This is a genomic window from Paenibacillus sp. JQZ6Y-1, assembly GCF_040719145.1.
Lineage (GTDB): Bacteria > Bacillota > Bacilli > Paenibacillales > Paenibacillaceae > Saccharibacillus > Saccharibacillus kandeliae.
This window is the reverse complement of record NZ_JBFDUZ010000005.1, coordinates 323267-348035: the sequence shown is the minus strand read 5'-3', so window position 1 is coordinate 348035 and position 24769 is coordinate 323267. Positions and strand designations below refer to the sequence as shown.

Sequence of the window (24769 nt, the reverse complement as noted above, 5' to 3'; positions counted from 1 at the left end):
GCCGATCACCCTCTCAGGTCGGCTACGCATCGTCGCCTTGGTGAGCCGTTACCCCACCAACTAGCTAATGCGCCGCAGGCCCATCCTTCAGTGACAGATTGCTCCGTCTTTCGTTCGTCGTCCATGCGGACAACGAAAGTATCCGGTATTAGCTACCGTTTCCGGTAGTTATCCCAGGCTAAAGGGCAGGTTGCCTACGTGTTACTCACCCGTCCGCCGCTAAGTCTCAAAGAAGCAAGCTTCCTATCGACTCCGCTCGACTTGCATGTATTAGGCACGCCGCCAGCGTTCGTCCTGAGCCAGGATCAAACTCTCCATAAAAGTGTTTGACTTGCTCATTTCTTGCTGGCGAGAACATTGCTGTTCTCTATATTTTGAAGAACTAAGTTCTTCACTCACTCGTTGTTCAGTTTTCAAAGATCAAGCTCTTTCGTTGCCACTCAGTGTCTCTCGCAGCAACTCTTATATCTTATCACCTTCTCAGCTAGCTGTCAACAACTTTTTTTGAAGTTGTTTTTCGTAATGATTTGACTCATTGTCGAAGCGACAGATGCTTTCAAAAGGCTTGTACAAAAGACTATACCATGGATCGACCGAGCAAGTCAACACCTATTTACCCAATTCTTTTTAAATAATTATAAATGGCTTTGTTCATTGATACATTATAGTAATAGTCAGTCTAAATCGCACACATATACAAGAGTTATATAGAAGTTCTACGCGGCTATTCCTCTATTATTATGTTTGATAGTTTGCCAAATCTATTAGGTAGAACATGTGAGGTAAAGAAAGTACTAAAGCAAATACTGCATGATCTTTGAACAGGATCTTGGAATTGGATTTTTAAATATAAACAACAAGGCATTCCTCTTTTGATAAGAATGCCTTGTTGTTTATATTTCATTAGTTACTGATTCTTTATTGATGATTTATTCATGACCGTTCGAATGTAGCTTGCAGTTTATTCCTATAGAAGTTAGTACTGTAACACGGACTGAATATGAAGCTTACGGTTTTCGATCAGATTATAGATCGTTTCGTTCACTGCAACCATCGGGCGTGTTGGATGATCACGATCTGAAAATACGATTTTGCCAATTGCTCCATTACTTAAGCGTACGCTTGTACCATTGTGGAATTGGGTGACTTTGCGGATAAAGGTAGTGACGACCGCTGGATCTAGTTTGCCAAATGATTCAGTTTCCAGCTGCTCCAGTACAAGATATGGAGATTGCGCTTTACGATAGTTTTTGGATAAGGTCATCGCATGGAAAATATCCGCTACTGCTACAATACGCGCGTAAGCGTGAATACGTGTGTGATCCAATCGAAGCGGATAACCGGATCCATCAACTTTTTCGTGATGCTGAAGGGCTGCCAAGCGAACACCTTCATTGATGCCTGTTACTTTTTTCAAAATTTCATATCCATATAGCGTATGACGGCGCATCTCCTCCAGTTCGGACGGTTCTAGACGCGAAGGTTTATACAAAATATCAGGATCTACTCGAATATTGCCAATATCATGAAACAGGCCAGCTAACGCTACCTGCATGCCTTCATTTTCTGGTACTCCCATCCATTTGGCGATTCGGTAGGAGGTGAGGCTGGTCAGTAGTGCATTATGGTAGATGTATTCCTCCTGCTTCATTTGTGCTGGATAGAAGGTCAATATATTGTAGTGGCGAGAATGCGAAATTAATTGCTCTAAGCCGGTACGTAACTTGTAGACAGGAATATCCTGTGCGAGTGCAGATTGAAAGCATTGTTTGATCATATGTACCATAGAGCTATATGCTTGCTCAAAAGATACACGTTCCGGTCGGCTGACCTTCGGCGCTTCCAAAATAAGTGGTGTATCTGCTGCTGCTGGCGGCGCTGGCTTATCGTTGTTGATTGCGTCGATCAAGAATGCCTGCAAGACCTCCAGATCGCGCGGTAGCAACATTTTACCTTTGGGAAGCAGCAAATTACCTTTCTCGGTAAACACGTCGTTATGTAGACGAGTACCCGGCTTTAATTCAGATACAGGAGTCATTGCCATGATGGATAACCTCTTTTCGTATGAGATGTGGGTTGATGTTACAATGTGGCGCAGCAAAAGCATACAAATGTCGGACAACGATATATTTTAGAACATAGTGGATACGGTTACACAGGAATAGAGCAATACAATAACGTCTATAAACGCTTAGGAACCTACAGTTTCCATTTAGCAATAGGGCAATCATTGATGATAGCAAGTCATGTGGTTAGATCACGATGGAATGACTACAAAACGGATATCGGTGTAACGGACATGATGTATGTAATCGCAAACCGCTTGTATGACTAAAACGAAATCGTATTTATTGGAATATGGAGCTATACAAAGCAATAGAGAGGAGAAAAAGGTAGGAAAGAAGTGATGATGAAGATTGATATTCAAATTACCAATTATTATATATAGGTACTATGACTTATAATTATGTACATATATTAGCACCCAAAGACCTATAATACAATCTAATTATTCAATTTATTAGTTATAAAGTAGGTTAATTACTAGTTGTCGCAATGCAATCCTAATACACTCGATTTGATCCAACGATATAATGGCTGCTTCCTTACTTGAGAACTTGCTGATTGAATCGATACTTTATTTATAAAATGAGAGTAAAAAAGAGCATGAATCGGAAACCTGTATGCAGGTCGGATTCATGCTCTTTTCGTTATGCTATGGCACGATTCACGGATTGCTGAATCGCTTATTTCGTTTATTTTCGGTGCAAAGGTTCAAATGAGCAAAAGAACTTCTGAAAAGATTACTCTTCTGTCGTTTCGCCTTCGTCCGTTGCTGGAGCTTCCGAAGCTTCGCTGTCCTCTACCGCTGCGCCTGCTTCCGTTCCTTCTGCTGCATCGACGTTCGTTTCGTCCAGTTCGTCTTCTTTTGGCTCTTCACTCTTCTCGGTAATACATACGGTTGCTACTGCATCTTCATCACGGATATGAATCAGACGCACGCCCTGCGTATTACGACCCATCGTAGAGATCGTTTCGATCCCCATCCGAATCAGCGTACCGCTAGTCGTAATGATCATCAAATCGTCATCCTCGCCAACGACCTTCAGACCAGACAGTTCACCGTTTTTGTCAGTGACGTTCATCGTTTTGATCCCTTTACCGCCACGCGTTTGCAGACGATATTCATCGCCCTGTGTACGTTTACCGTAGCCTTTGGCTGTAACGATCAATACTTTGAGTTCGTCTTGGATCAGATCCATGCCGACCAGACGGTCGCCTTCGTCTAGGGTAATCCCTTTGACCCCAGTCGCGCTACGTCCCATTGAACGGACATCGTTCTCGTTAAAGCGGATCGACATACCGTACGCTGTACCCATAATGATGTCCTGTTTGCCATCGGTCAGTTTAACCTGAATCAGTTCATCATCTTCACGCATATTGATGGCAATCAGACCACCCTTACGGATGTTCGTGTAGTCATCCAAACGCGTTTTCTTCACCACACCTTGACGGGTAGCGAAGAACAGATACTGGTCGCCTTCAAAGTCTTGAACCGGAATGACCGCATTGACCGACTCGCCCTGTTCGATCTGAATCAGGTTGATCACTGGTGTTCCGCGTGCGGTACGACCCAGTTCTGGAATCTCGTATGCCTTGATCCGGTAGACCTTCCCTTTGTCTGTGAAGAACAGCAGGTGATGGTGAGAGTTGGTTACGAACAGATGCTGGACAAAGTCCTGATCTTTCATATCCACGCCCATTACCCCGCGTCCACCACGACGCTGACTACGGTAAGTCGTTACTGGAGAGCGTTTGATATAACCGGTATGGGTTACGGTAACGACGACTTCTTCCTGTGGAATCAGATCTTCGTCCAAAATGCTCTCTTCGCCGATTGTGATCTCAGTACGACGCTCATCGCCAAACCGTTCCTTGATCTCATTCAGCTCTTCGCTGATGATCTCCAGTACACGGTATTCGTTTGCCAAAATATCGCGATATTCGGCAATCATGCGCAGCAGTTCGTTATATTCATTCTCGATCTTGTCACGTTCCAGTCCAGTCAGACGTTGCAGACGCATGTCCAGAATCGCCTGAGACTGTTCTTGACTGAGCGAGAAGCGTTCAATCAGTCCTTCACGTGCCGCTTCACTAGTCTGAGATGCACGGATCAGGGCGATGACTTCGTCCAGATTGTCCAGTGCAATACGCAGACCTTCCAAAATATGAGCGCGAGCTTCCGCTTTTTTCAGCTCAAATTCGGTACGACGACGGATGACTTCGATCTGGTGCTGGATATAGTGATGAATAACTTCACGCAAACCAAGCAGCTTCGGTTCGTTGTTCACGATCGCCAGCATGTTCACACCAAATGTAGATTGCATCGCTGTGTGCTTGTACAGATTGTTCAGAACAACGCTTGGATTCACATCACGGCGCAGCTCGATGACGATCCGCATACCATTACGGTCAGACTCGTCACGCAGATCGGTGATGCCTTCGATTCGTTTTTCACGAACGAGCTCAGCGATCTTCTCAACCAAACGCGCTTTGTTGACTTGGTACGGAATCTCGTTAACGACGATCCGTGCTTTGTTGTTGTTTTCTTCGATGGTAGCTTTGGCTCTCATCGTGATCGAGCCGCGACCTGTCTGGTATGCCTGACGGATACCGGAGCGACCGAGAATATAACCCGAAGTCGGGAAATCCGGTCCGTGGATATAATCCATCAGCTCCATCGACGTAATATCTGGGTTCTGGATCATCGCCTGTACGCCATCAATAACCTCGCTCAGATTATGTGGCGGGATATTGGTTGCCATACCGACCGCGATCCCCGAAACACCGTTAACGAGCAGGTTTGGATAGCGTGCCGGCAGTACTACCGGTTCGCGCTCTTCACCGTCATAGTTTGGGATAAAGTCGATGGTGTCTTTGTTGATGTCGCGCAGCATCTCTAGCGCCATCTTGGACATACGTGCCTCGGTATAACGCATCGCTGCTGCCATATCGCCGTCAATGGAACCGAAGTTACCATGACCATCGACCAGCATATAACGCATGGAGAAATCCTGCGCCATCCGTACCATCGTTTCGTACACGGCAGAGTCACCGTGCGGGTGATACTTACCGATAACTTCGCCGACGATTCTCGCCGATTTTTTGTATGGCTTGTCTGGGGACATGCCGAGTTCCGACATCGCATATAAAATACGTCTGTGTACAGGCTTCAAACCGTCACGCACATCAGGCAAAGCCCGGCTGACGATAATACTCATCGCATAGTCCATAAAGGACTCGCGCATTTCTGTACCGATATCCCGGTCTTTGATCTGCGAAAAATTCTCTTCCGCCATGCTAAGCTTAGCCTCCTTATCGCAGCCTTCGTTTACACAAATGGATGCTTGTTGACCTGATCGTGGAGACTTCTACGCTCCAGCCGGTCTTTGTATAAAAATAAGTTTTCTGTCACCAGTATTAGGGTTAAAAGCACTCGCCACAAGGGCGATCAAATGATGAAGTCATGCCCGGTGCTACATCACTTTATTATACCATTTTTTTCGTGTAATGTCCTGTGTTTTCGCGCTATTTACAACAGTTTTGAGAAGGAAAAATCAATTTTCTTGCCGTTTTCCGGCAAAGGTTCATAAAAAGCAAAAGGAGCATCCACCGTGTGGCAGATGCTCCTCTGTCATTTGTATAATTACGCTATTTTCTCGTTAGAAATCGAGATTTTTGACGTACTTGGCATTTTCTTGGATAAAGTCACGGCGCGGTTCCACATTGTCGCCCATCAGCGTATCAAAGATGGCATCGGCAAGGATCGCATCTTGAATGCTCACTTGCAGCATCACACGACTTTCTGGGTCCATTGTTGTTTCCCACAGCTGGGACGCGTTCATCTCGCCCAGACCTTTATAGCGCTGAACGTTAAATTTGGCATTTTCACCAAAGCCAGCGATGATCTCATCGCGTTCTTTTTCCGAGTTAGCATAGACTGCTGTTTTGTTGCGCTCCACTTTGAACAGTGGCGGCTGAGCGATATACACGTAGCCTGCGTCGATGATCTGACGCATGTACCGGTAGAAGAATGTCAGCAGCAGCGTACGAATATGCGCACCGTCGACATCAGCATCGGTCATGATGATCACTTTGTGGTAACGAGCTTTGGACAGATCGAAATCGTCGCCAATCCCCGTACCAAGTGCTGTGATGATGGCACGAATCTCTGCGTTGCCGAGGATACGATCCAGACGTGCTTTTTCCACGTTTAGGATTTTACCACGCAGCGGCAGGATCGCTTGGAAATGACGGTCACGACCTTGTTTTGCTGAACCACCCGCAGAGTCACCCTCTACGATGTACAGTTCGCTGATCGATGCGTCTTTGGATGAGCAGTCTGCCAGTTTACCTGGCAATGCGCTAACTTCCAATACGCTCTTACGGCGAGTCAGTTCACGGGCTTTACGCGCCGCTTCACGTGCTCTGGACGCCTGCAATGATTTGTCCAGTACGCGGCGTGCCACCGAAGGATTCTCGTTCAGGAATTCCTGTAGCTTCTCAGAGAACAGCGATTCGACAATACCACGAGCTTCACTGTTGCCGAGTTTGGTTTTTGTTTGACCTTCAAATTGCGGCTCAGGAATCTTCACCGAAATGATCGCGGTCAAGCCTTCACGTACATCTTCACCGGTCAGGTTGCCGTTGTTATCCTTCAGCAAACCGTTACGACGAGCATAATCGTTGATGATCCGTGTCAGCGCACTCTTGAAGCCGGATTCGTGCGTACCGCCTTCATGGGTGTTGATATTGTTGGCAAAGGAGTAAATGTTCTCCGTATAGCCTTCGTTGTATTGCAGGGCAATCTCGACCTGAATCTGGTCGCGTGTACCTTCCACGTAGATCGGCTGCTCGTTAATAACTTCACGCGTTTGGTTCAAGTACTGTACATACTCGATAATACCGCCATCGTATTTGAAATGGTTAGATACATCGGTACGCTCGTCGGTCAGTGTCAGTGCGATGCCTTTGTTCAGGAACGCCAGCTCGCGAATACGACCCAACAGCGTATCGTAATCATATACGGTCGTTTCGGTAAAGATCTCCGAATCTGGACGGAAGGTTACTGTCGTACCGGTTCCTTCTTCATCCGTCATATCGCGCAGCACTTTGATGTCTTCGACTGGTGCGCCGCGTTTGTATTCTTGTTGATACACTTTGCCTTCACGTTTTACAACAACGCGCACATGCTCAGACAATGCGTTTACAACGGATACGCCGACACCGTGCAGACCGCCGGATACTTTATATCCGCCGCCGCCGAATTTACCGCCGGCATGCAGTACGGTCATAACGACTTCAAGCGCGGAGCGCTGTGTTTTCGCTTCCACGCCAACCGGGATTCCGCGTCCGTTATCGACAACGGTAATGCTGTTGTCTTCATGAATCGTTACTTCAATATGGTCACAGTATCCGGCCAATGCCTCGTCAATACTGTTATCTACAATTTCCCAGACCAGGTGATGCAGGCCTTTGGAGCTGGTCGATCCGATATACATACCCGGACGCTTACGAACGGCTTCCAAACCTTCAAGCACCTGAATCTGACTGGCATCATAAGCCGGTTGATTCGTCGACATGACATTTCACCTACTTCTGTATTTTAAGGCAACCGCCAACAGCGGCTGCAGCTATGCGTTCATCAAAAAGCTATTGGTTCGCTTTTTCAGCGTGGCAGAGGAAATGGGGGAGTAATACACTTTGTTTTTGGTTACCACAATCGACTTCGGTTCTTCTTCGCCGATCGCTTCCACCTTTTTGTCTTCGTGGGCAAAGCTAACGAACTGCTTTGAAATTTTGGAAGACTTCTCAATCGATATGTCAAAAATAGCTACAAGTTCGGAAAAACGGATAATTTTCTCGCCGCCCAGGTGAATATACATAAGAACGGGCCTCCCTTATTTCTCAATATGCCCCTGATGGACATGGAAAATCTGGGCTTCCTTCAGACGTCCGGCATTGATACTCTCGATTCCGGTCGCCGTGATGAAAGTCTGCACTTTGTCCTGAAATGTCTCAATCAGCTGGGTTTGACGATAAGGGTCCAGTTCGGATAGGACGTCGTCCAGCAAAAGAATCGGATATTCCCCGATCTCTTCGTGAATCAATTCAATTTCAGCCAGTTTCAGCGATAAAGCGGTTGTGCGCTGCTGACCTTGTGAGCCGAAAACAGCTGCTTCATTGCCATTAATGTGAAAGGTCAGATCGTCCCGATGTGGACCTGCCAGAGTCGCGCCACGGCGATATTCCTGTTCTTTCACTTGTGATAATTTTATCATAAATTGCTCAAATAAGACAGCTTCATCTTCTTCTTCCGATTCGCCGAATGACGGGACATACGATAGCAGCAATTTCTCCTTGCCACCAGTTATCCCCATGTGGATATTTTCTGCCCAGCCCTGAAGCTTGTGGATAAATTGCTTGCGCTTTTTGACGATCTTCACGCCATGCTCCACCAGCTGCTCGTTCCAGATATCCAGCATGGTGCTGTCCTTACTGCCAGAGCTCCATGCCTGCTTCAGAAAATTGTTACGCTGCACAAGCACCTTTTGATACTGCTGCAAATGATGCAGATAGCTCGGTTGCACTTGTCCAATCTCCATATCAAGAAACCGGCGACGAATGCCCGGCGAGCCTTTCACAATCTCCAGATCTTCCGGTGCGAACATAACCGCATTGATCGTACCGATAAAATCGCTCAACTTACGCTGCTCCAACCCGTTGATCTTTGCCTTTTTACCTCGTGCGGAAAAATTCAACTCCAGTTTGACCTTGCCGTACTTTTTGTCCGCTTCGCAGGTGATTCGGGCATGATCCGAATCAAAGGAGATCAGCTCCTTATCCTTGTTCGTCCGATGCGACTTGGATAACGCCAGCACAAACAGCGCTTCGATCAGATTCGTTTTGCCCTGCGCGTTCTGTCCGATAAACAGATTAACTGGTGCAAAGGAATCCAGCTGTAGATGCTCATAATTGCGATAATGTTGTAGGCTGACTTGGTTAATGAACATCGGTACAATCCTCCGGTTTATTGCTCACGTTGAACCTTGAATTTGCCTTCGCCTTGCACGTCCACTTCATCCCCAGCATACAGCTTGCGACCACGACGCTCTTCCAGCTCTCCGTTCACTTTGACCATCTGTTCTTGCAGCAATGCTTTGGCGCTTCCTCCTGTGGATACGCAATCCGCCAGTTTCAAAAATTGGTCTAGCTTAATATATTCCGTCGAAATCGAAATCATTTTCATAATAGGGATAAACCGTCCTTTCGGGATGACTGATTAATTAGGGCCGCTCAGAAATGAATAGCCAGGTCTTTGCATCATACCATAGTCCAAGCATGCACTACTACGGTTATGGGCAAAGTACCCGGCTATTTTTCGTTATTTTGCCAGAAGGCAGGGGGTAAAGGTCATGATAAAGGCTGCCTCGAGGGCAGCCCTACATGACGTGTCTTTGTGGAGTGGACATGCTGTAAAGATATTTATACACATGTGAATAAGTTTTTTTCTTCCACGTTTCGGTCGTGTATAAACCTGTTTATTTATGCATATCAGTTCGTTGTACGGTATGGCAGGATGATATACAGGCTACGGCTTTCGTCCAGTGGCTTGATGATAATTGGGCTCATGATGCCAGTAAACTGGATCGACAATTGCTCGCTTTCGATCACTTTCAGTACATCCAGCATATATTTGGAGTTGAACGAGATGCGCAGCGGTTCCCCATCAAAACGCGCAATATCCAGCTGCTCGGTAACGCGGCCGAGCTCGGAAGAGCTGGAGGAGATCTCAACAGCGCCATTTTCCAGCGTTTGCATGCGGACAATGTTTGTTTTTTCTTCACGAGACAGCAAGTATGCACGGTCAATCGAATCCGCTAGTTTTTTTGTATCCATCACCAGTTCGGTTTTGAAACTGGTCGGAATGATTTTCGACGTATCTGGGTAGGTTCCATCCAGAATGCGGGAGTAGAACAATACGCGGTCGATTTTGAACAGCACTTGGTTGTCGGCAACGACGATATCCAGTAGCTGATTTTGATCGGGAATGATTTTGCTCAGTTCGTTCAGCGTTTTACCAGCGATAACTACATTGCTGAAACGAACATCGGTTTCGTTACCCAGATTAACTGTGCGACTTGCCAGACGGTGACGATCGGTAGCGACAAATTTCAATTCGCTATCCGCCAGATTCCACAGCACACCAGTCAGGATCGGTGTTGTTTCCTGTGTGGAGATGGAGAATGCGGTTTGTTTGATCATATTTTTCAACAGATCGCCTGGAACGGAAATTTGCTGATTTTCTTCGATGTTTGGCAGTACCGGGAATTCTTCTGGGTCCAGACCAACGAGTTGAATATCGGTGGCACCTGCACGGATGAACGTTTGAAATCCATCTTTGACTTCCATTTCGATTTCTTGAGATGGCAGTTTTTTGATGATTTCTACAAAGAATTTGGCTGGCAATACGACGCTGCCTGGGCGGTCGATCTGTACAATCGTTTTGTCTGCATCTTCTGCTGGGATAAACGATTGGATAGAAATGTCTGTATCGCTAGCGGTCAATGTTACACCTGCATAGTTCACGTCGAATTTGATACCGCTCAGGATAGGGATCGTAGTACGACTGGAAATAGCTTTGGATACATGTTGTATCGATTCATTCAAATAGTTTTTCGAGATTTGGATCTTCATAGTTTCACTCCTAATCAGCATCATTCATGCTTTGCGATATCCTTTTTACACATGCACCGTGAGGTGCGTTTTAGTAAGAAGTATATATTTAAAATATAGTAGTAATCGTAGTAGGGGCGGTGAATATGTGGATAACCCACTTCAGCCCAGTCATGACGGCATAAAATTAAGCCTATCCACATGTGTATAAAGTGTGTATAGGCTTGTTGTTGTTCAGGATGGATTTTTGATCTTGTCCATCAGGTTGTTGACCACTTTAAACAATTCCTGGTCGGATTTGAGCGATTGGGTTATTTTTTCGTGTGCGTGAATGACGGTTGTATGGTCACGTCCACCAAAAGCTTCGCCAATCTTCGGTAAGGAATAGTCGGTCAGCTCGCGTGACAGATACATAGCGATTTGCCGTGGAAAGGCAACTGCTTTGGTCCGCTTGCGTGCTTTGAAATCTTCCAGCTTGAGATTGTAATATTCGCCAACTCGTTGCTGAATGTCTTGAATTGTAATGATTTTAGGACGGCTGGAAGGAATAATATCTTTCAGTGCTTCCGCTGCCAGATGCGATGTCACATCTTGGTTGGTGAGCGACGAATACGCCACTACACGGATGAGAGCGCCTTCCAGCTCACGGATATTCGTGTCGATCTGATTGGCGATATACATCATCGCTTCGTTGGGAATATCCAGATTTTCCGCTTTCGCTTTTTTCCGCAAAATCGCAATCCGTGTCTCCAGATCAGGAGGCTGAATATCCGTAATCAAACCCCACTCAAACCGCGAACGCAATCGTTCTTCGAGCGTCGGAATTTCCTTTGGCGGCCGGTCACTGGAAATGATGATCTGCTTGCTTTCCTCGTGCAGCGCGTTAAACGTATGGAAAAATTCCTCTTGTGTCGACTCTTTACCCGCCAAAAATTGAATATCATCAATCAGCAGAATGTCGATATTCCGGTATTTGTTGCGGAAGCTTTCCCCGCGGTTGTCACGAATCGAGTTAATAAATTCATTCGTAAATTTCTCGGAGGAAATGTACACAACTTTGCTATTGGGATTGTGCTGCAAAATGTAGTGACCGATCGCGTGCATCAAATGCGTTTTGCCGAGACCGACACCACCGTACAAAAACAGCGGATTGTACGCTTTGGCTGGCGCTTCGGCGACCGCCAGCGAGGCTGCATGGGCAAAACGGTTGCCCGCCCCAATGACGAATGTATCGAATGTATATTTGGGATTCAGCATGTTGGCGAGTGGCTCTTCCGTTTGCACGGCTGCCGGTTGAACCGGTGCCTGCTGCGGGATGAGAGCTTCTTCCGGAACAGCTTCCTCAATGACAAATTTCACATCAACCTGTCTTCCCAAAAATTCAAAAACCGTGGAGCTGACTAGTTTGGTATACCGGCTTTCTAGCCATTCAACGGCGAAGGTGGTCGGTGCTGAGATAACGATTGAGTTTTCCGTAAATGTCAGCGCTTTGGTTGCCTTGAACCAGGTGTCAAAACTCGGCTTGCTGAGTTTTGTCTGAATAATCGATAGTATTTGCTGCCATAATTCGGAGGTATGGCTGTCCACAGACTGTCACTCCTTTTAAACTTCCAATGTGGCTGAAGCCATGCGCAGATATCGGAAATGATGAAAATTGCTATGATTAATGATGTCGAATTATCCCCAGAATACCCAATCGGTGGATAAAGTAAAAAATGGATAAGATGAAATTGTTCACAACTTTATCCACAGGCTGTTGATAATTTTTCTATTCACATTCTCTATTCACAACGAAAACAATATCATAATAGCAAAAAGAGCCTTGTATTTCAACGAAAACCGATAATTTATCCACAAATTCAATCTGTTGTGTATAAAAGTTATGCACACCACAAGATATTGTTTATAGTTTGTTCGGAACCTGACGGTGAGTTGTGGAAAAATAATTTTCACTATTCACAGACAATTTCGCTGTTGGTGGATAACTGTGTATAAGTTTGGCTTGGAAATGGTTTGTGGATAAATGACAAACCCCTCTTCGGTTTTATGAAACGAACTAGTTCGCTCTGATATATTTACGCGAACGTAAAAAGACGACTTCGGTATATACCGAAGTCGTCTTTTGGAAATTGGAATGTAGTATAGAGAGATGCGATTCGCTGCTACCCTTCCGAATCACTGAGGTTACGATTTTCTTATAGTGAGATATGAATGGCTGTAGCAATCTTTTGCCTAAGATTTGCACCGCTAGCTGGAATGTTTAGTTTTCTATAGGACTGTGCTTCTTTCATTTCACAGTTCAACTATAGGTTCAAATATAGTCTTCTACTTCTAAACCGCGGATAAAGGCTTCGAAATGGGGAGCCAGATAGGTGATCCGGTAATCATCTTCCTGATTCACATGAATCACACAGGGTTCGCCTTGCGGTCCACAAAATCGGTAATCCAGCATAATTACATCATGCCCAGCAGATGGGCAATCACAAACGACAATGCCCAGATCGGGGTAGCCCCAGTCTTCAATCATAAATCGGCTTTTCTCACCTATGGAATCTTCGTCGTCTAAATCCATGCCCAAAATGCTATCAATGGCGACATTGTGTATATCATCTTCTTCCGAATAGGGCAATGGAAACGCAGTGCGTGCTGGTATACCGCCATTTTGACTGTTTATGAGCACAAGATACGAATGCGGCAGTTTATAACCAAGCTTCTGTTCTACGGACAAAATAAGCTGTTCATCCAGAGCAGCGGAGACTTTGGTATCTGAGAATGGTTCATGCTCCTTTTGCTGATCACCCCAGAACGAAGGAAGATCAAAATTGCTAAATGGCGGTTGATTGCTGTACTGCTGCTCCCATGCTTGCTGATCCTGTTCATAACGCATACGATCTTTGTTCGTTTGGTCTACCCGAATGCGAGTTTCCTCCAACCATTGTTCGGTTTGTTCATTTTCCGGCTGTAGCCGATCTGCTTGTGTAAAAGCAGCCAGCGCCTGATCGTAACGAGCCAGATAATAACAGGCGAATCCGAAAAGGAAATGCCATCTGGCATCCTGTTCGCCTTCGGCAGCGGTAGCTGTTAGTACTTCCAACGCTGCTTTATAATCTTCCTCGTTATTGTAGGCGGTGATCAGTCGTTCGTTCAGTTCATATGTACGTTCCTGCTGTGGAATCTTTTCGATCCGTTGAATGATTGGCCAATATAATTCATCCTGTCGCCATTGATCCAGCTCTTCCAGCAATTGATGATCCACCATAGATCCCTCTTTTCTAATATATAAAATAAATTCTTCTTAATAGTAGTTGTATCATATATGTTGAGCAGACTGCGAGCGACGTCTGATGGAAGCAGGAGGTCAAATACAAGCTATATTTTGTCCTTTTCCAAAATATGTTGCGAATGCAAGCAGGGCGCGGGTTTTGGGCGTTTGATGTTCGATATATCAGAAGGGGATGTAGCCCTTTTTTATTTATTTTTAAGGAATTGCGGAAAATCCATTGACGGCATGGTCATTTCCATGATTAAATATAAAATGGTATTTTTATGTGAGCAGACATAGAATCAATATGGGATATAATTACCTGCAAGGAGGTGCACAATATGAGACCGACATTCAAACCAAACGTAAGAAAACGTAGCAAAGTACACGGATTCCGTAAAAGAATGAGTACGAAAAACGGCCGTAAAGTGCTGGCGGCTCGTCGCCTTAAAGGCAGAAAAGTCATCAGCGCCTAATATGTACACAAAGACCACTACGGTGGTCTTTTTTTCTTAGTATATGGATTCGTTGCCCTATAGGGTACGTCGGCGATACAATCACTGCTATGATTGTGCCGTCGGCGGAGGACGAATAGGTGAAACAGATTACCGGTTGATCCATTGCTCACGTTAAGCCACATTGACGTCCGTTTGAACGGTTGGCAGATTTCTATAAAAGGAAATGATAAACATGCAACCGGATACAGCGGTGGATTGGCTGTTTAGGCATACAGCTAGTTAAGATACCAATCAACGGAGCTTATTCGCTTCACAAAAAGGTTTGTGTAATGAAACATGCGTTGTGGTCGTCCGACGCTGGAGTTGAGGAGAATGTACGGTGCAAAAAAAGCTGCGTTTACGCAATCGCGCTGATTTCAGCCGCGTTTACCGTCACGGACGGTCTTTTGCCAATCACCAGTTTGTTGTGTACTGGTTTCACAAAAAGGGTATTGAAGAGTTTCGGGCAGGCATTTCAGTCAGCAAAAAAGTCGGCAATGCCGTCGTTCGTAACCGGATGCGTCGTGTGGTCAAGGAGATCGTGCGTCATCATGCGCATGAGATCGTGCCACATATCGATATGGTATTTATTGTCCGCAAAGGGGCATTGTCGCTTCCTTATAAAGATCTAGAAAAAAGCATTTTGCATGTGCTTCGCAAATCTTCCCTGCTAAAACGCCCAGGACGGTAACGCTTTCGGTTTATTTGTGCTGTCAAATATGATATGATTTGCAAGGAAATGCAATGGTCAAGAGAGGGGTTTTGAAGTGTCGCAATTGAAGACTCGTGGAGGAAAATGGTTTCTCCTTATCGCTGCATTTGCAGTGGTAGCCCTGTTGGCTGGTTGTACGCCAAGTACGGTACAAACCCATACAACAGCAGATTTATTAAACCACGGATGGTGGAACCGCTATGTCGTATACTGGTTTGCCTACGCCCTGGACACATTCGCCGATTGGTTTAATGGTGAATATGGTCTGGCCGTCCTCGTCCTGGTGTTGATTGTACGTACACTGATTTTGCCGTTGACGCTCAAACAGGTGAGAAGTTCGAAAGCGATGCAGGCGATTCAGCCGCAGCTGCAAAAACTGCGTGAACAGTACAAAGACGATCCGCAAAAGCAACAAGCGGAGACTATGAAGCTGTTCCAAGAAAATCAGATCAATCCGGCTGCCGGATGTTTCCCGCTGCTGATTCAGATGCCGATTTTCATCGCCCTGTACAACGCGATTATTTATAATAGTGCTCTTCGTGAGCATACGTTCTTATGGCTCCAACTGGGTGAGCCAGATAAATGGCATATCCTGCCGATTATCGCTGCTGCTACGACATTCCTGCAAACATGGATGATGATGAAAATGAACCCTGCATCGATGCAAGGTCCGATGCAAATGATGATGTACATCTATCCGGTAATCATCGCCATCATGTCGTGGAGCTTCCCTGCTGCCCTGCCACTGTACTGGGTATACAGTAACATCTATACCATCGTGCAAAACTACTTCCTGTATCGCAACAACCAACCGATCGTTACCGATCTGGGTGTCGCTGTGGATACAAGCGGCAATACGTCCAAAGCGGGCAACAAAAACCGCAACAAAAAGAAATCCAAAAAGAAACGTCGTTAATATCATTACCTTTACCGAAATCCGGAATGTTCCTGAGTATCCCTACTACGATTGAGGAGGGCCGAACATATAGATGACTACAGTCATTGCGTCTGGAAAAACAGTTGATGATGCTATTGCAGAAGGGCTTGCCCAATTGCATACGACCAAAGAACATGTTCAGGTGAAGGTGCTGCAAGCACCATCCAAAGGATTTCTCGGTTTGATCGGCGTGAAGCCTGCCAAAGTGGAGCTGACCGTAGTGGAAACGCAGTCCAAGCCAGTCGGTATCCCTAGCAGTGCACCACGTCCGGCGATCGAGTTAACAGACAAGGAACGCAGCAAGTCAAATCCGGTTACCTCCGGTGTACTGCCTGTCGGCGACGATGGCAAAGTATGGGATGAGCCGCAGTCGTCCGTTTCTCGGGCGGCAGCGACTTCGGAGGCATGCGATGAAGCCGTACAGTTTATCCGCGAGGTTGGCGAAAGTATCGGTTTGGAGCTGGATGTGGATGTGAAGCGCGGACGCGACGGTTATGTGATGAGCATTTCCGGTAGTGATCTGGGTCTGCTGATCGGGCGGCGCGGACAGACGCTGGATGCTCTTCAGTATCTGGTGAATATCGTAGCCAACCGCTATTCAGACAAATACATCCGCATTATGCTGGATGCCGAAAACTTCCGCGATCGTCGGCGCAAGACGCTGGAGGAGCTGGCAGATCGTCTTGCTGGCAAGGTGATTCGTTCTGGTAAGGAAGTCGTACTAGAACCGATGTCATCGCAGGAGCGGAAAGTGATCCATGCTCGCTTGCAAAACCATAACAAGGTGAAAACGGCGAGTAAAGGTGATGAACCGAATCGTCGTGTGGTCATTACGCTGCGTTAAGGTTATGAGCCATTCATTTTGCTGAACTTGGTTTGTAAGTGCCAAGTAAAGAGTACAAGCAAGCGATGATCATGTATGATTTAGCTTCCAATCCATTGTCTGAGTAATCAGGCTATACAGAGATAATAATCGCTGACTGCCGTTTCGGAAGTCAGGATGTGATGCAATGATTTTTTGCCTGAGGGCAGAGAATCATTGCTTTTTCTTTAATCATTTCTAAACACAAGTTTCTATAGAGAATAAGCTGAACAGATCAAGGAGAGGTGAACCAGTATCATGATTAGCGATACGATTGCAGCGATTGCTACGGCGGTCGGTGAAGCAAGTATATCGGTCATTCGGGTGAGCGGACCGGAAGCAGTGGAAGAAGTTAGCCACATTTTTAAAGGGAAAATAGCGCTGAATGAAGCAGACAGTCATACCGTTCATTATGGATTTATTATGGATCCGCAAACTAGCGAGAAGGTAGAGGAAGTGCTGGTAACGATCATGCGGGCGCCGCGCTCGTTTACGATGGAGGATGTGATCGAGATCAGCTCGCACGGCGGCGTGGTTGCAGTACGGCGTGTGATGGATATTCTGTTGCAGCAGCGGATACGAATCGCTGAGCCGGGTGAATTTACAAAGCGTGCCTTTTTGAATGGACGTATCGATCTATCACAGGCGGAAGGCGTCATTGACCTGATTCGTTCCAAGTCGGATCGTGCCTTTTCTGTTGCACTCAAGCAGGTGGAAGGTAAGCTGTCTCGTCAGATCAAGCCGTTGCAGCAGACATTGATTGAGACGTTAGCGCATATCGAGGTCAATATTGATTATCCTGAGCATGATGTAGAATCGTTGACGTCCGAATTTATCAAGGAAAAATCGTCGCTCGTTATGACTGAGATTGATAAGCTATTGCGGACAGCAAACGAAGGCAAAATTTTGCGTGAAGGTATTACGACGGCGATTGTAGGACGTCCTAACGTTGGCAAATCGTCGCTGCTGAATGCGCTGGCGCATGACAATCGAGCGATTGTAACGGATATTCCGGGTACAACGCGTGATGTGATCGAGGAGTTTGTTACGATCAACAATATCCCGCTCAAGCTGCTAGATACGGCAGGTATCCGCGAAACGATGGATGTGGTCGAGAAGATCGGGGTTGAGCGTTCGCGTGGTGCAGTGAATGATGCCGATCTGCTGCTGTTTGTATTGAATAATAGCGAAGTGCTGCATGAGGACGAAATTGAATTGATGCAGCAAATTAGCGGTCGTCAGGTGATCGTTATTTTGAACAAAATCGATCTGCCACGACAATTGGATCGTAATGTGCTGTTGCAGCATTTTGACGAGCAGCAGATTGTGGAAATGTCGGTTCGGGATGAGCAGGGTGTGGATCGGCTAGAAGAAGCGATCTCGGCGTTGTTCTTTGGCGGTAAGCTGGAGGCGCAGGATGTAACGTATGTGAGTAATGTGCGTCATATCGGCTTGCTCAAGCAGGCGAAGCGTTCGCTTCAGGATGCGTACGAAGCAGCTGATCAGTTCATACCGATTGATATGATCCAGATTGATGTGCGTCTGGCTTGGGAGCAGTTAGGCGAGATTATTGGCGACTCTGCCCCAGATTCGTTGATTGATCAGATCTTCTCGCAATTCTGTCTGGGCAAGTAATGTGCGGAATATAGAAGCATTATCGTGAAAATTGTTTAAAATTTTCATATTTTATTGGATTTATTACGGAAAACTTCTATGAAAGTGTGGATTTTGCGCTATACTATTCGGGTAGCCCTTTTACATCAGGTAGAGGGGCTGCTCTAGTATGCCTTGAGACTATGTATCGCATCTATTTATTATATAGGGGATGGGACGGATGGATAGTGGAGCGCATGGAGACGCTATTGTTTCTGATGATCGTTGCGACAAAGCCTCCCATACTAGATCATATACTACACAAGCAAGAACGATGGCTGACGTAAGGATCAATTCGGAATTCAACCGATATACATTTATATGTTGCGGCTGCATAGAGCAGTCTGGGCAATAGAGGAGGAATACCCATGAGCTATGTGGGTGGAGAATACGACGTTATCGTCATCGGTGCCGGTCATGCAGGTAGCGAAGCGGCACTGGCTGCGGCGCGTATGGGCTGTAGCACGCTGATGGTAACGATCAATCTGGACATGATTGCATTTATGCCATGTAACCCGTCGATTGGCGGACCGGCAAAAGGTCATGTTGTACGTGAAATTGACGCATTGGGCGGCGAAATGGGTCGCAATATTGATAAAACCTTTATCCAAATGCGGATGCTGAATACAGGTAAAGGACCTGCGGTACACGCACTGCGCGCACAAGCGGACAAATTCCTGTATCAACATGCAATGAAAGAAACAATGGAAAACGAACCAAATCTGACGCTGCGTCAAGGTATGGTAGATCGTCTGATCGTAGAAGATGGCGTATGTACTGGTGTTATTACACAAACCGGTACGACATACAAAGGCAAATCGATTGTCCTGACTACAGGCACGTATTTGCGTGGTAAAATTATTATGGGCGAGCTGGCATACGAAAGCGGTCCAAACAATCAACAGCCTTCGCTGAAACTGTCGGATCATTTGCGCGAGCTAGGCTTTGAACTGGTACGTTTTAAAACAGGTACGCCGCCGCGTGTACACCGCGATACGATTGATTTTAGCAAAACCGAAATTCAACCGGGCGACGAGAAACCGAAATTCTTTTCGTATGAAACGGAATCGTCCGATAATGAGCAGCTGCCTTGCTGGTTGACGTATACGTCAGCAGAAACGCATCAGATTATCAACGACAATCTGCATCGCGCACCGATGTTCTCCGGTATTATCGAAGGTACAGGTCCGCGGTATTGCCCGTCCATTGAAGATAAAATTGTACGTTTTAACGACAAGCCGAAGCATCAGATTTTCTTGGAGCCAGAAGGTAAAAATACATCTGAGTACTATGTACAAGGTCTGTCCACCAGTCTGCCAGAGGATGTGCAGCTGAGTGTACTGCGTTCGATTCCGGGTATGGAAAATGTAACGATGATGCGTAACGGTTATGCGATCGAGTATGATGCGATGGTACCTACTCAGCTGTGGCCAACGCTGGAAACAAAACGCGTTCCCGGTCTGTTCACTGCTGGTCAAATCAACGGTACATCCGGTTATGAAGAAGCTGCCGGACAAGGCGTGATGGCTGGTATTAACGCTGCACGCAAAGCACAAGGCAAAGAAGGTATTGTGCTGGATCGTTCGCAAGGTTATATCGGTGTACTGATCGACGATCTGGTCACAAAAGGCACAAATGAGCCATATCGCTTGCTGACATCACGCGCAGAATATCGTCTGCTGCTGCGTCATGACAATGCCGATCTGCGTTTGACTGAAATCGGTCATGATATTGGTCTGATTCCAGATGCTCGCTACCATACCTTCTTGGACAAAAAAGCAAAAGTGGAGCAAGAAGTGCTGCGTCTGAGCAAAGTAAAAGTGAAACCGGTTGATGTGAATGACATGCTGGCTTCGCTGGACTCGGCTCCATTGCAAAATGGTACGGATCTGTTAACTGTACTGCGTCGTCCAGAAGTGACATATGCGCATATCGAGGGCATCTCGCCATCGCCGGAAGTATTGAGCGAGGATATGAAGGAACAGGTCGAAATCCAGACCAAATATGCAGGCTATATCGAGAAACAGCTCACTCATGTAGAGCGCCTGAAAAAAATGGAACAGAAAAAACTGCCGGAAGATATCGTGTACGAAGAAGTGAAGGGTCTAGCGATTGAAGCACAGCAAAAGCTGTCCAAAATCCGCCCACTATCGATCGGACAAGCTTCCCGCATTTCTGGTGTAACTCCAGCGGACATCTCGATCCTGCTCGTTTACTTGGAGCACTATAATCGCGTAACGGCAGCACGGGGGTAAGTATGGATCAGATACAGCAGCAATTTACAGACATGCTGGCAGCGAAAGGCATTCTTATCAATGAACAGCAGCTACAGCAATTTGAAGCTTATTACGAAGAACTGATCACTTGGAACGAAAAGATGAATCTGACCGGCATTACCGAGCGGGATCAGGTGTATACGAAGCATTTTTACGATTCGCTGACGCTAGCGTTTTATGTAGATATGCAGAGTGTACAATCGCTGGCTGATATCGGCTCTGGTGCCGGTTTCCCCGGCATTCCGCTCAAAATCGCTTTTCCGCACATTCAGCTGCGCATTGTAGATTCGCTGAATAAGCGGATCAAGTTTTTGCAAAGTGTAACGGATCGATTGGAGCTTCAGCAGGTAGAGCTAATCCACGGTCGCGCGGAAGAAATCGGTCGCAAGGAAGGGTATCGTGATGCGCACGATCTGGTTACTGCCAGAGCTGTTGCCCGTCTTGCTGTGCTGAATGAATTTTGCCTGCCATTCGTGAAAACAGGTGGAACCTTTGCCGCGATGAAGGGTAGTGATCTTACAGAAGAGATCAAGGAAGCGCGTCGCAGTCTGGGTCTGCTGAAAGGCAAGATCAAGCAGGTGCACGAATTCCAGCTGCCAATTGAGCAATCGGACCGCCATATTGTCGTAATTGAAAAAGAAGGCGCCACACCGCCGAAGTATCCGCGTAAACCGGGTACACCGCTGAAGGAACCGCTGATTTAAGCAGAAGCTATTCACTCTATAGCGTGAGTAACAATAACTAACGGTGATCGTTATTCAGAGCAATCCTCTTTTTGTACACATCTGGTAGACGCTATCTATGCGTTGCAGGAGAGTGTACAGAAAGAGGATTTTTTCTGTTTGCTTTACTTGATCTATAGGATGGATTGCTCTAGCAGAAACAACCTGCTGCATTATTTATAAAAAGCAGCTTGCGAGGCAAAACTATGATATTGAAGTGACGCATTTCAGTATACAACGATCCGTTTCTGATTGTTTCACGTGGAACATATCGTATAGGCAAGCATCTTTGAAAATATGTGAAATTCCACAATTGTGACTTCAACTTACAACTCATTTTCAAAACAAAAGCACTCACAATTTTTCACATAAATTTATACAGTAATCGTAGGATTATCAACGGAAAAGTGATAAAATGAGTAGACGAAACATGCCATATATTCCGGGTGCTGGTGATTTATCGGTCCATGCCAGATACCCGTATTTTAAGTATGCCTGTCTATTGAGACAGGTATTGCTATCATAAGATTAGGTGGTCTCATACGGAATGAAAGAACAAATTTCCAAATTGTTTGGCTTGTCCGAGCGTGTAAATGGAGATGAGGTCAAGCAGATACCGGTTGGCAATATTACAACCAGTCCATATCAGCCCCGTACGATTTTTGACGATGCCAAGATTGATGAGCTTTGCCAGACGATCAAGACACACGGCATCATTCAGCCGATTGTTGTACGGCTGCGGAATGGAAAATATGAGATTATCGCGGGGGAACGACGCTGGAGAGCCGTCAGCAAGCTGGGATTGGCGACGATACCGGCGATCATACGCGAGTTTAACGATTCACAGGCGGCGTCTATTGCGCTGATTGAGAATTTGCAGCGGGAAGGATTAACGTCGATTGAGGAAGCGATTGCGTACCAGAAATTGCTAGATTTGCATTCGCTCACACAGGAAAGTCTGGCGCAGCGCTTGGGTAAAAGCCAATCGACTATTGCCAACAAAATTCGTTTGCTGCAATTGCCGGAAGAGATTCGGCAGGCGCTGATGAATCGTCAATTGACGGAACGCCATGCGAGAGCACTGTTATCGCTCGAAGGGGTAGAGCTACAGCTGCGTGTTATGAAGGAAATTATTGAGAAAGAATGGAATGTGAAGCAGACGGAAGCCCGGGTTGCTTTTTATAAAGAGAAAAACCAGGTGAAATCCAAATCCAAACGCGTTTCCTACAGCAAAGATGTACGGCTAGCACTGAATACGATTCGTCAATCCATCGATATGGTGTCTGGCTCCGGTTTGGCGATCGATACATCCGAGCAGGATCACGACGATCATTATGAGATCGTCATCAAAATACCAAAACGCTGACAGACAGGCGGCATTCAGCCGCTTTTTCTGTCTTTATCCACCGTTTGTCATCAGCGAATTTCATAATACTGGGGTGAAGTAGTTGTCCAAAATTATTGCCATAGCGAATCAAAAGGGCGGAGTAGGAAAAACGACAACATCCGTGAATCTGGGTGCTTGCCTTGCCACTTTGGGCAAGAAGGTACTGTTGATTGACATCGATCCGCAAGGCAATACGACGAGTGGCGTCGGTATTAACAAAGCGGATGTGGAAAATTGCATCTATGATGTGATTATTAACGATGTGGCTCCAAAGGAAGCGATTCAGACGACAGCCATCGAGAATTTGGATATTATTCCAGCAACGATTCAGCTGGCGGGAGCCGAAGTGGAGCTTGTCCCAGCCATTTCGCGTGAATTGCGTTTGAAAAATGCGATTGGACAGGTCAAGCAGGGATATGACTACATATTGATTGATTGTCCGCCATCGCTTGGCATTTTGACAATTAATTCGCTGACCGCTGCCGATTCGGTCATTATTCCGATCCAGTGTGAATACTATGCGCTGGAAGGATTAAGCCAGCTGCTAAATACGGTACGGCTAGTGCAAAAGCATCTGAATACCGATCTGCAAATCGAAGGCGTACTGCTGACGATGCTAGATGCACGCACCAATCTCGGCTTACAGGTGATTGAAGAAGTAAAAAAATATTTTCAGGATAAAGTGTACCGGACGATCATTCCGCGCAATATCCGATTGAGCGAAGCCCCTTCTCACGGGAAGGCAATCATTACGTACGATCCGCGTTCCAAAGGCGCTGAAGTATATTTAGAGCTGGCAAAGGAAGTGGTGTCATATGAGTAAACGTCTCGGCAAGGGACTGGATGCACTGATTCCTTCCCTGTCTGTGAGTGAGGATGATAAAGTGATTGAGATTCCATTAAAAGAGCTGCGCCCGAATCCATTTCAGCCCCGCAAAGCATTTGATGATGAAGGCTTGCAGGAGTTGGCGGATTCTATCGCTCAGCATGGCGTTATTCAACCGATCATTGTACGCAAGGTATTAAAAGGCTACGAAATCATTGCCGGAGAACGCCGTTTCCGCGCGTCTCAGCTTGCTGGTAAAAAGGATATTCCTGCGGTCGTACGGACATTTAGCGATCAGCAGGTAATGGAGATTGCGCTGGTAGAGAACTTGCAGCGTGAGAATCTGAATGCGATGGAGATCGCTACGGCGTATCAATCGCTGATGGATGAATTTAAGCTGACACAGGAAGAATTGGCTGCTCGTGTAGGCAAATCTCGTCCGCATATTGCTAATTTCTTACGTTTGCTAACATTGCCGGATGAAGTGAAAGAGTATGTTTCACGTGGAACATTATCGATGGGACATGCACGCGCACTGGTTGGGGTGAAAAAGGAAGATCTGATTCTCGCACTTGCCCATAAGGCGATTCAAAGCAGCTGGAGCGTGCGCCAGCTGGAAGAAGCAGTGCAAAACTTGGAAACGAACCGTAAAAGCAATGACAAAGACAAGGATAAGAAAACCGATCCTTATCTGGTGGATGTGGAGCATTCATTGCGCGATCGTCTACAAACTGCTGTCAAAATTCGTAACGGTAGTAAGGATAAAGGCAAGATTGAACTCAGCTTCCATAGCCGTCAAGAGCTGGAGCGATTGCTAGAACTATTGAACAAATTGTGATCCGACGTATGCTATGGAGCACAATTGATACGTGAATGCCTATAATCCAACGACGGAGGG

General features: G+C 46.2%; 19 protein-coding genes and 1 rRNA gene. 10 read left to right on the top strand and 10 right to left on the bottom strand.

Annotation, left to right across the window (positions count from 1 at the left end; genetic code table 11):
• The 10 genes from ABXR35_RS21545 to ABXR35_RS21500 form a co-directional block, all read right to left on the bottom strand.
• Positions 1-321, bottom strand: a 16S ribosomal RNA gene (locus ABXR35_RS21545); the annotation flags it as partial.
• A gap of 655 nt (positions 322-976) precedes the next feature.
• Positions 977-2044 carry an HD-GYP domain-containing protein gene (locus ABXR35_RS21540; protein WP_367064118.1) on the bottom strand — a complete coding sequence of 356 codons (1068 nt, stop codon included), beginning with the start codon at positions 2042-2044 and terminating at the stop codon, positions 977-979.
• Positions 2045-2804: 760 nt separating this feature from the next.
• Positions 2805-5360 (bottom strand): DNA gyrase subunit A, encoded by a 2556-nt coding sequence (gene gyrA, locus ABXR35_RS21535; protein ID WP_367064117.1) that lies wholly within the window; start codon positions 5358-5360, stop codon positions 2805-2807.
• A gap of 363 nt (positions 5361-5723) precedes the next feature.
• On the bottom strand, positions 5724-7643 hold the full coding sequence (gene gyrB / locus ABXR35_RS21530) for a DNA topoisomerase (ATP-hydrolyzing) subunit B (RefSeq protein ID WP_367064116.1): 1920 nt from the start codon (positions 7641-7643) through the stop codon (positions 5724-5726).
• A 51-nt stretch (positions 7644-7694) separates the two neighbouring features.
• Positions 7695-7946 carry an extracellular matrix regulator RemB gene (gene remB, locus ABXR35_RS21525; RefSeq protein ID WP_322907167.1) on the bottom strand — a complete coding sequence of 84 codons (252 nt, stop codon included), beginning with the start codon at positions 7944-7946 and terminating at the stop codon, positions 7695-7697.
• Between the two features lie 15 nt (positions 7947-7961).
• The gene (recF, locus tag ABXR35_RS21520; protein WP_367064115.1) at positions 7962-9074 is read right to left on the bottom strand and encodes a DNA replication/repair protein RecF; all 1113 of its coding nucleotides are present in this window, start codon (positions 9072-9074) and stop codon (positions 7962-7964) included.
• A 17-nt stretch (positions 9075-9091) separates the two neighbouring features.
• Positions 9092-9310 (bottom strand): S4 domain-containing protein YaaA, encoded by a 219-nt coding sequence (gene yaaA, locus ABXR35_RS21515; RefSeq protein ID WP_367064114.1) that lies wholly within the window; start codon positions 9308-9310, stop codon positions 9092-9094.
• Positions 9311-9615: 305 nt separating this feature from the next.
• Entirely contained in the window at positions 9616-10758 is a 1143-nt protein-coding gene (gene dnaN, locus ABXR35_RS21510) for a DNA polymerase III subunit beta (RefSeq protein ID WP_367064113.1), read from the bottom strand.
• Between the two features lie 213 nt (positions 10759-10971).
• A complete protein-coding gene (gene dnaA, locus ABXR35_RS21505) occupies positions 10972-12324 on the bottom strand; it encodes a chromosomal replication initiator protein DnaA (protein ID WP_367064112.1) in 1353 nt (450 codons plus the stop codon).
• 724 nt (positions 12325-13048) lie between these two features.
• Complete coding sequence (locus ABXR35_RS21500) at positions 13049-13996, bottom strand: SMI1/KNR4 family protein (RefSeq protein WP_367064111.1); 948 nt, start codon at positions 13994-13996, stop codon at positions 13049-13051.
• 344 nt (positions 13997-14340) lie between these two features.
• Here ABXR35_RS21500 and rpmH point away from each other — a divergent pair, with 344 nt between their 5' ends.
• The 10 genes from rpmH to ABXR35_RS21450 all read left to right on the top strand — a co-directional run bounded on the left by rpmH (position 14341) and on the right by ABXR35_RS21450 (position 24709).
• Positions 14341-14475: a 50S ribosomal protein L34 gene (gene rpmH / locus ABXR35_RS21495; protein ID WP_017815451.1), complete on the top strand. Its 135-nt coding sequence runs from the start codon at positions 14341-14343 to the stop codon at positions 14473-14475.
• A 361-nt stretch (positions 14476-14836) separates the two neighbouring features.
• Positions 14837-15187 (top strand): ribonuclease P protein component, encoded by a 351-nt coding sequence (gene rnpA, locus ABXR35_RS21490; protein ID WP_367064110.1) that lies wholly within the window; start codon positions 14837-14839, stop codon positions 15185-15187.
• 76 nt (positions 15188-15263) lie between these two features.
• On the top strand, positions 15264-16124 hold the full coding sequence (locus tag ABXR35_RS21485) for a YidC/Oxa1 family membrane protein insertase (RefSeq protein ID WP_367064109.1): 861 nt from the start codon (positions 15264-15266) through the stop codon (positions 16122-16124).
• A 73-nt stretch (positions 16125-16197) separates the two neighbouring features.
• The gene (gene jag, locus ABXR35_RS21480) at positions 16198-16989 is read left to right on the top strand and encodes an RNA-binding cell elongation regulator Jag/EloR (protein WP_367064108.1); all 792 of its coding nucleotides are present in this window, start codon (positions 16198-16200) and stop codon (positions 16987-16989) included.
• A gap of 276 nt (positions 16990-17265) precedes the next feature.
• The gene (gene mnmE, locus ABXR35_RS21475) at positions 17266-18642 is read left to right on the top strand and encodes a tRNA uridine-5-carboxymethylaminomethyl(34) synthesis GTPase MnmE (RefSeq protein ID WP_367064107.1); all 1377 of its coding nucleotides are present in this window, start codon (positions 17266-17268) and stop codon (positions 18640-18642) included.
• A 386-nt stretch (positions 18643-19028) separates the two neighbouring features.
• The gene (gene mnmG / locus ABXR35_RS21470) at positions 19029-20915 is read left to right on the top strand and encodes a tRNA uridine-5-carboxymethylaminomethyl(34) synthesis enzyme MnmG (RefSeq protein WP_367064106.1); all 1887 of its coding nucleotides are present in this window, start codon (positions 19029-19031) and stop codon (positions 20913-20915) included.
• A gap of 2 nt (positions 20916-20917) precedes the next feature.
• The gene (gene rsmG, locus ABXR35_RS21465) at positions 20918-21640 is read left to right on the top strand and encodes a 16S rRNA (guanine(527)-N(7))-methyltransferase RsmG (RefSeq protein WP_367064105.1); all 723 of its coding nucleotides are present in this window, start codon (positions 20918-20920) and stop codon (positions 21638-21640) included.
• Between the two features lie 565 nt (positions 21641-22205).
• The gene (noc, locus tag ABXR35_RS21460) at positions 22206-23024 is read left to right on the top strand and encodes a nucleoid occlusion protein (protein ID WP_367064104.1); all 819 of its coding nucleotides are present in this window, start codon (positions 22206-22208) and stop codon (positions 23022-23024) included.
• Between the two features lie 82 nt (positions 23025-23106).
• Complete coding sequence (locus ABXR35_RS21455; protein ID WP_367064103.1) at positions 23107-23868, top strand: ParA family protein; 762 nt, start codon at positions 23107-23109, stop codon at positions 23866-23868.
• The gene (locus ABXR35_RS21450) at positions 23861-24709 is read left to right on the top strand and encodes a ParB/RepB/Spo0J family partition protein (protein ID WP_367064102.1); all 849 of its coding nucleotides are present in this window, start codon (positions 23861-23863) and stop codon (positions 24707-24709) included. Before ABXR35_RS21455 ends, ABXR35_RS21450 begins: the two co-directional genes overlap by 8 nt.
• Positions 24710-24769: the final 60 nt, after the last annotated feature.

Excerpts from the sequence above, each read along its gene's own strand:
- remB (WP_322907167.1), bottom strand. The coding sequence starts at position 7,946 with ATGTATATTCACCTGGGCGGCGAGAAAATTATCCGTTTTTCCGAACTT.
- ABXR35_RS21450 (WP_367064102.1), top strand. The coding sequence starts at position 23,861 with ATGAGTAAACGTCTCGGCAAGGGACTGGATGCACTGATTCCTTCCCTG.
- gyrB (WP_367064116.1), bottom strand. The coding sequence starts at position 7,643 with ATGTCGACGAATCAACCGGCTTATGATGCCAGTCAGATTCAGGTGCTT.
- yaaA (WP_367064114.1), bottom strand. The coding sequence starts at position 9,310 with ATGAAAATGATTTCGATTTCGACGGAATATATTAAGCTAGACCAATTT.
- rpmH (WP_017815451.1), top strand. The coding sequence starts at position 14,341 with ATGAGACCGACATTCAAACCAAACGTAAGAAAACGTAGCAAAGTACAC.
- noc (WP_367064104.1), top strand. The coding sequence starts at position 22,206 with ATGAAAGAACAAATTTCCAAATTGTTTGGCTTGTCCGAGCGTGTAAAT.
- jag (WP_367064108.1), top strand. The coding sequence starts at position 16,198 with ATGACTACAGTCATTGCGTCTGGAAAAACAGTTGATGATGCTATTGCA.
- mnmE (WP_367064107.1), top strand. The coding sequence starts at position 17,266 with ATGATTAGCGATACGATTGCAGCGATTGCTACGGCGGTCGGTGAAGCA.
- recF (WP_367064115.1), bottom strand. The coding sequence starts at position 9,074 with ATGTTCATTAACCAAGTCAGCCTACAACATTATCGCAATTATGAGCAT.
- ABXR35_RS21540 (WP_367064118.1), bottom strand. The coding sequence starts at position 2,044 with ATGGCAATGACTCCTGTATCTGAATTAAAGCCGGGTACTCGTCTACAT.
- dnaN (WP_367064113.1), bottom strand. The coding sequence starts at position 10,758 with ATGAAGATCCAAATCTCGAAAAACTATTTGAATGAATCGATACAACAT.
- mnmG (WP_367064106.1), top strand. The coding sequence starts at position 19,029 with ATGAGCTATGTGGGTGGAGAATACGACGTTATCGTCATCGGTGCCGGT.
- ABXR35_RS21500 (WP_367064111.1), bottom strand. The coding sequence starts at position 13,996 with ATGGTGGATCATCAATTGCTGGAAGAGCTGGATCAATGGCGACAGGAT.
- rsmG (WP_367064105.1), top strand. The coding sequence starts at position 20,918 with ATGGATCAGATACAGCAGCAATTTACAGACATGCTGGCAGCGAAAGGC.
- gyrA (WP_367064117.1), bottom strand. The coding sequence starts at position 5,360 with ATGGCGGAAGAGAATTTTTCGCAGATCAAAGACCGGGATATCGGTACA.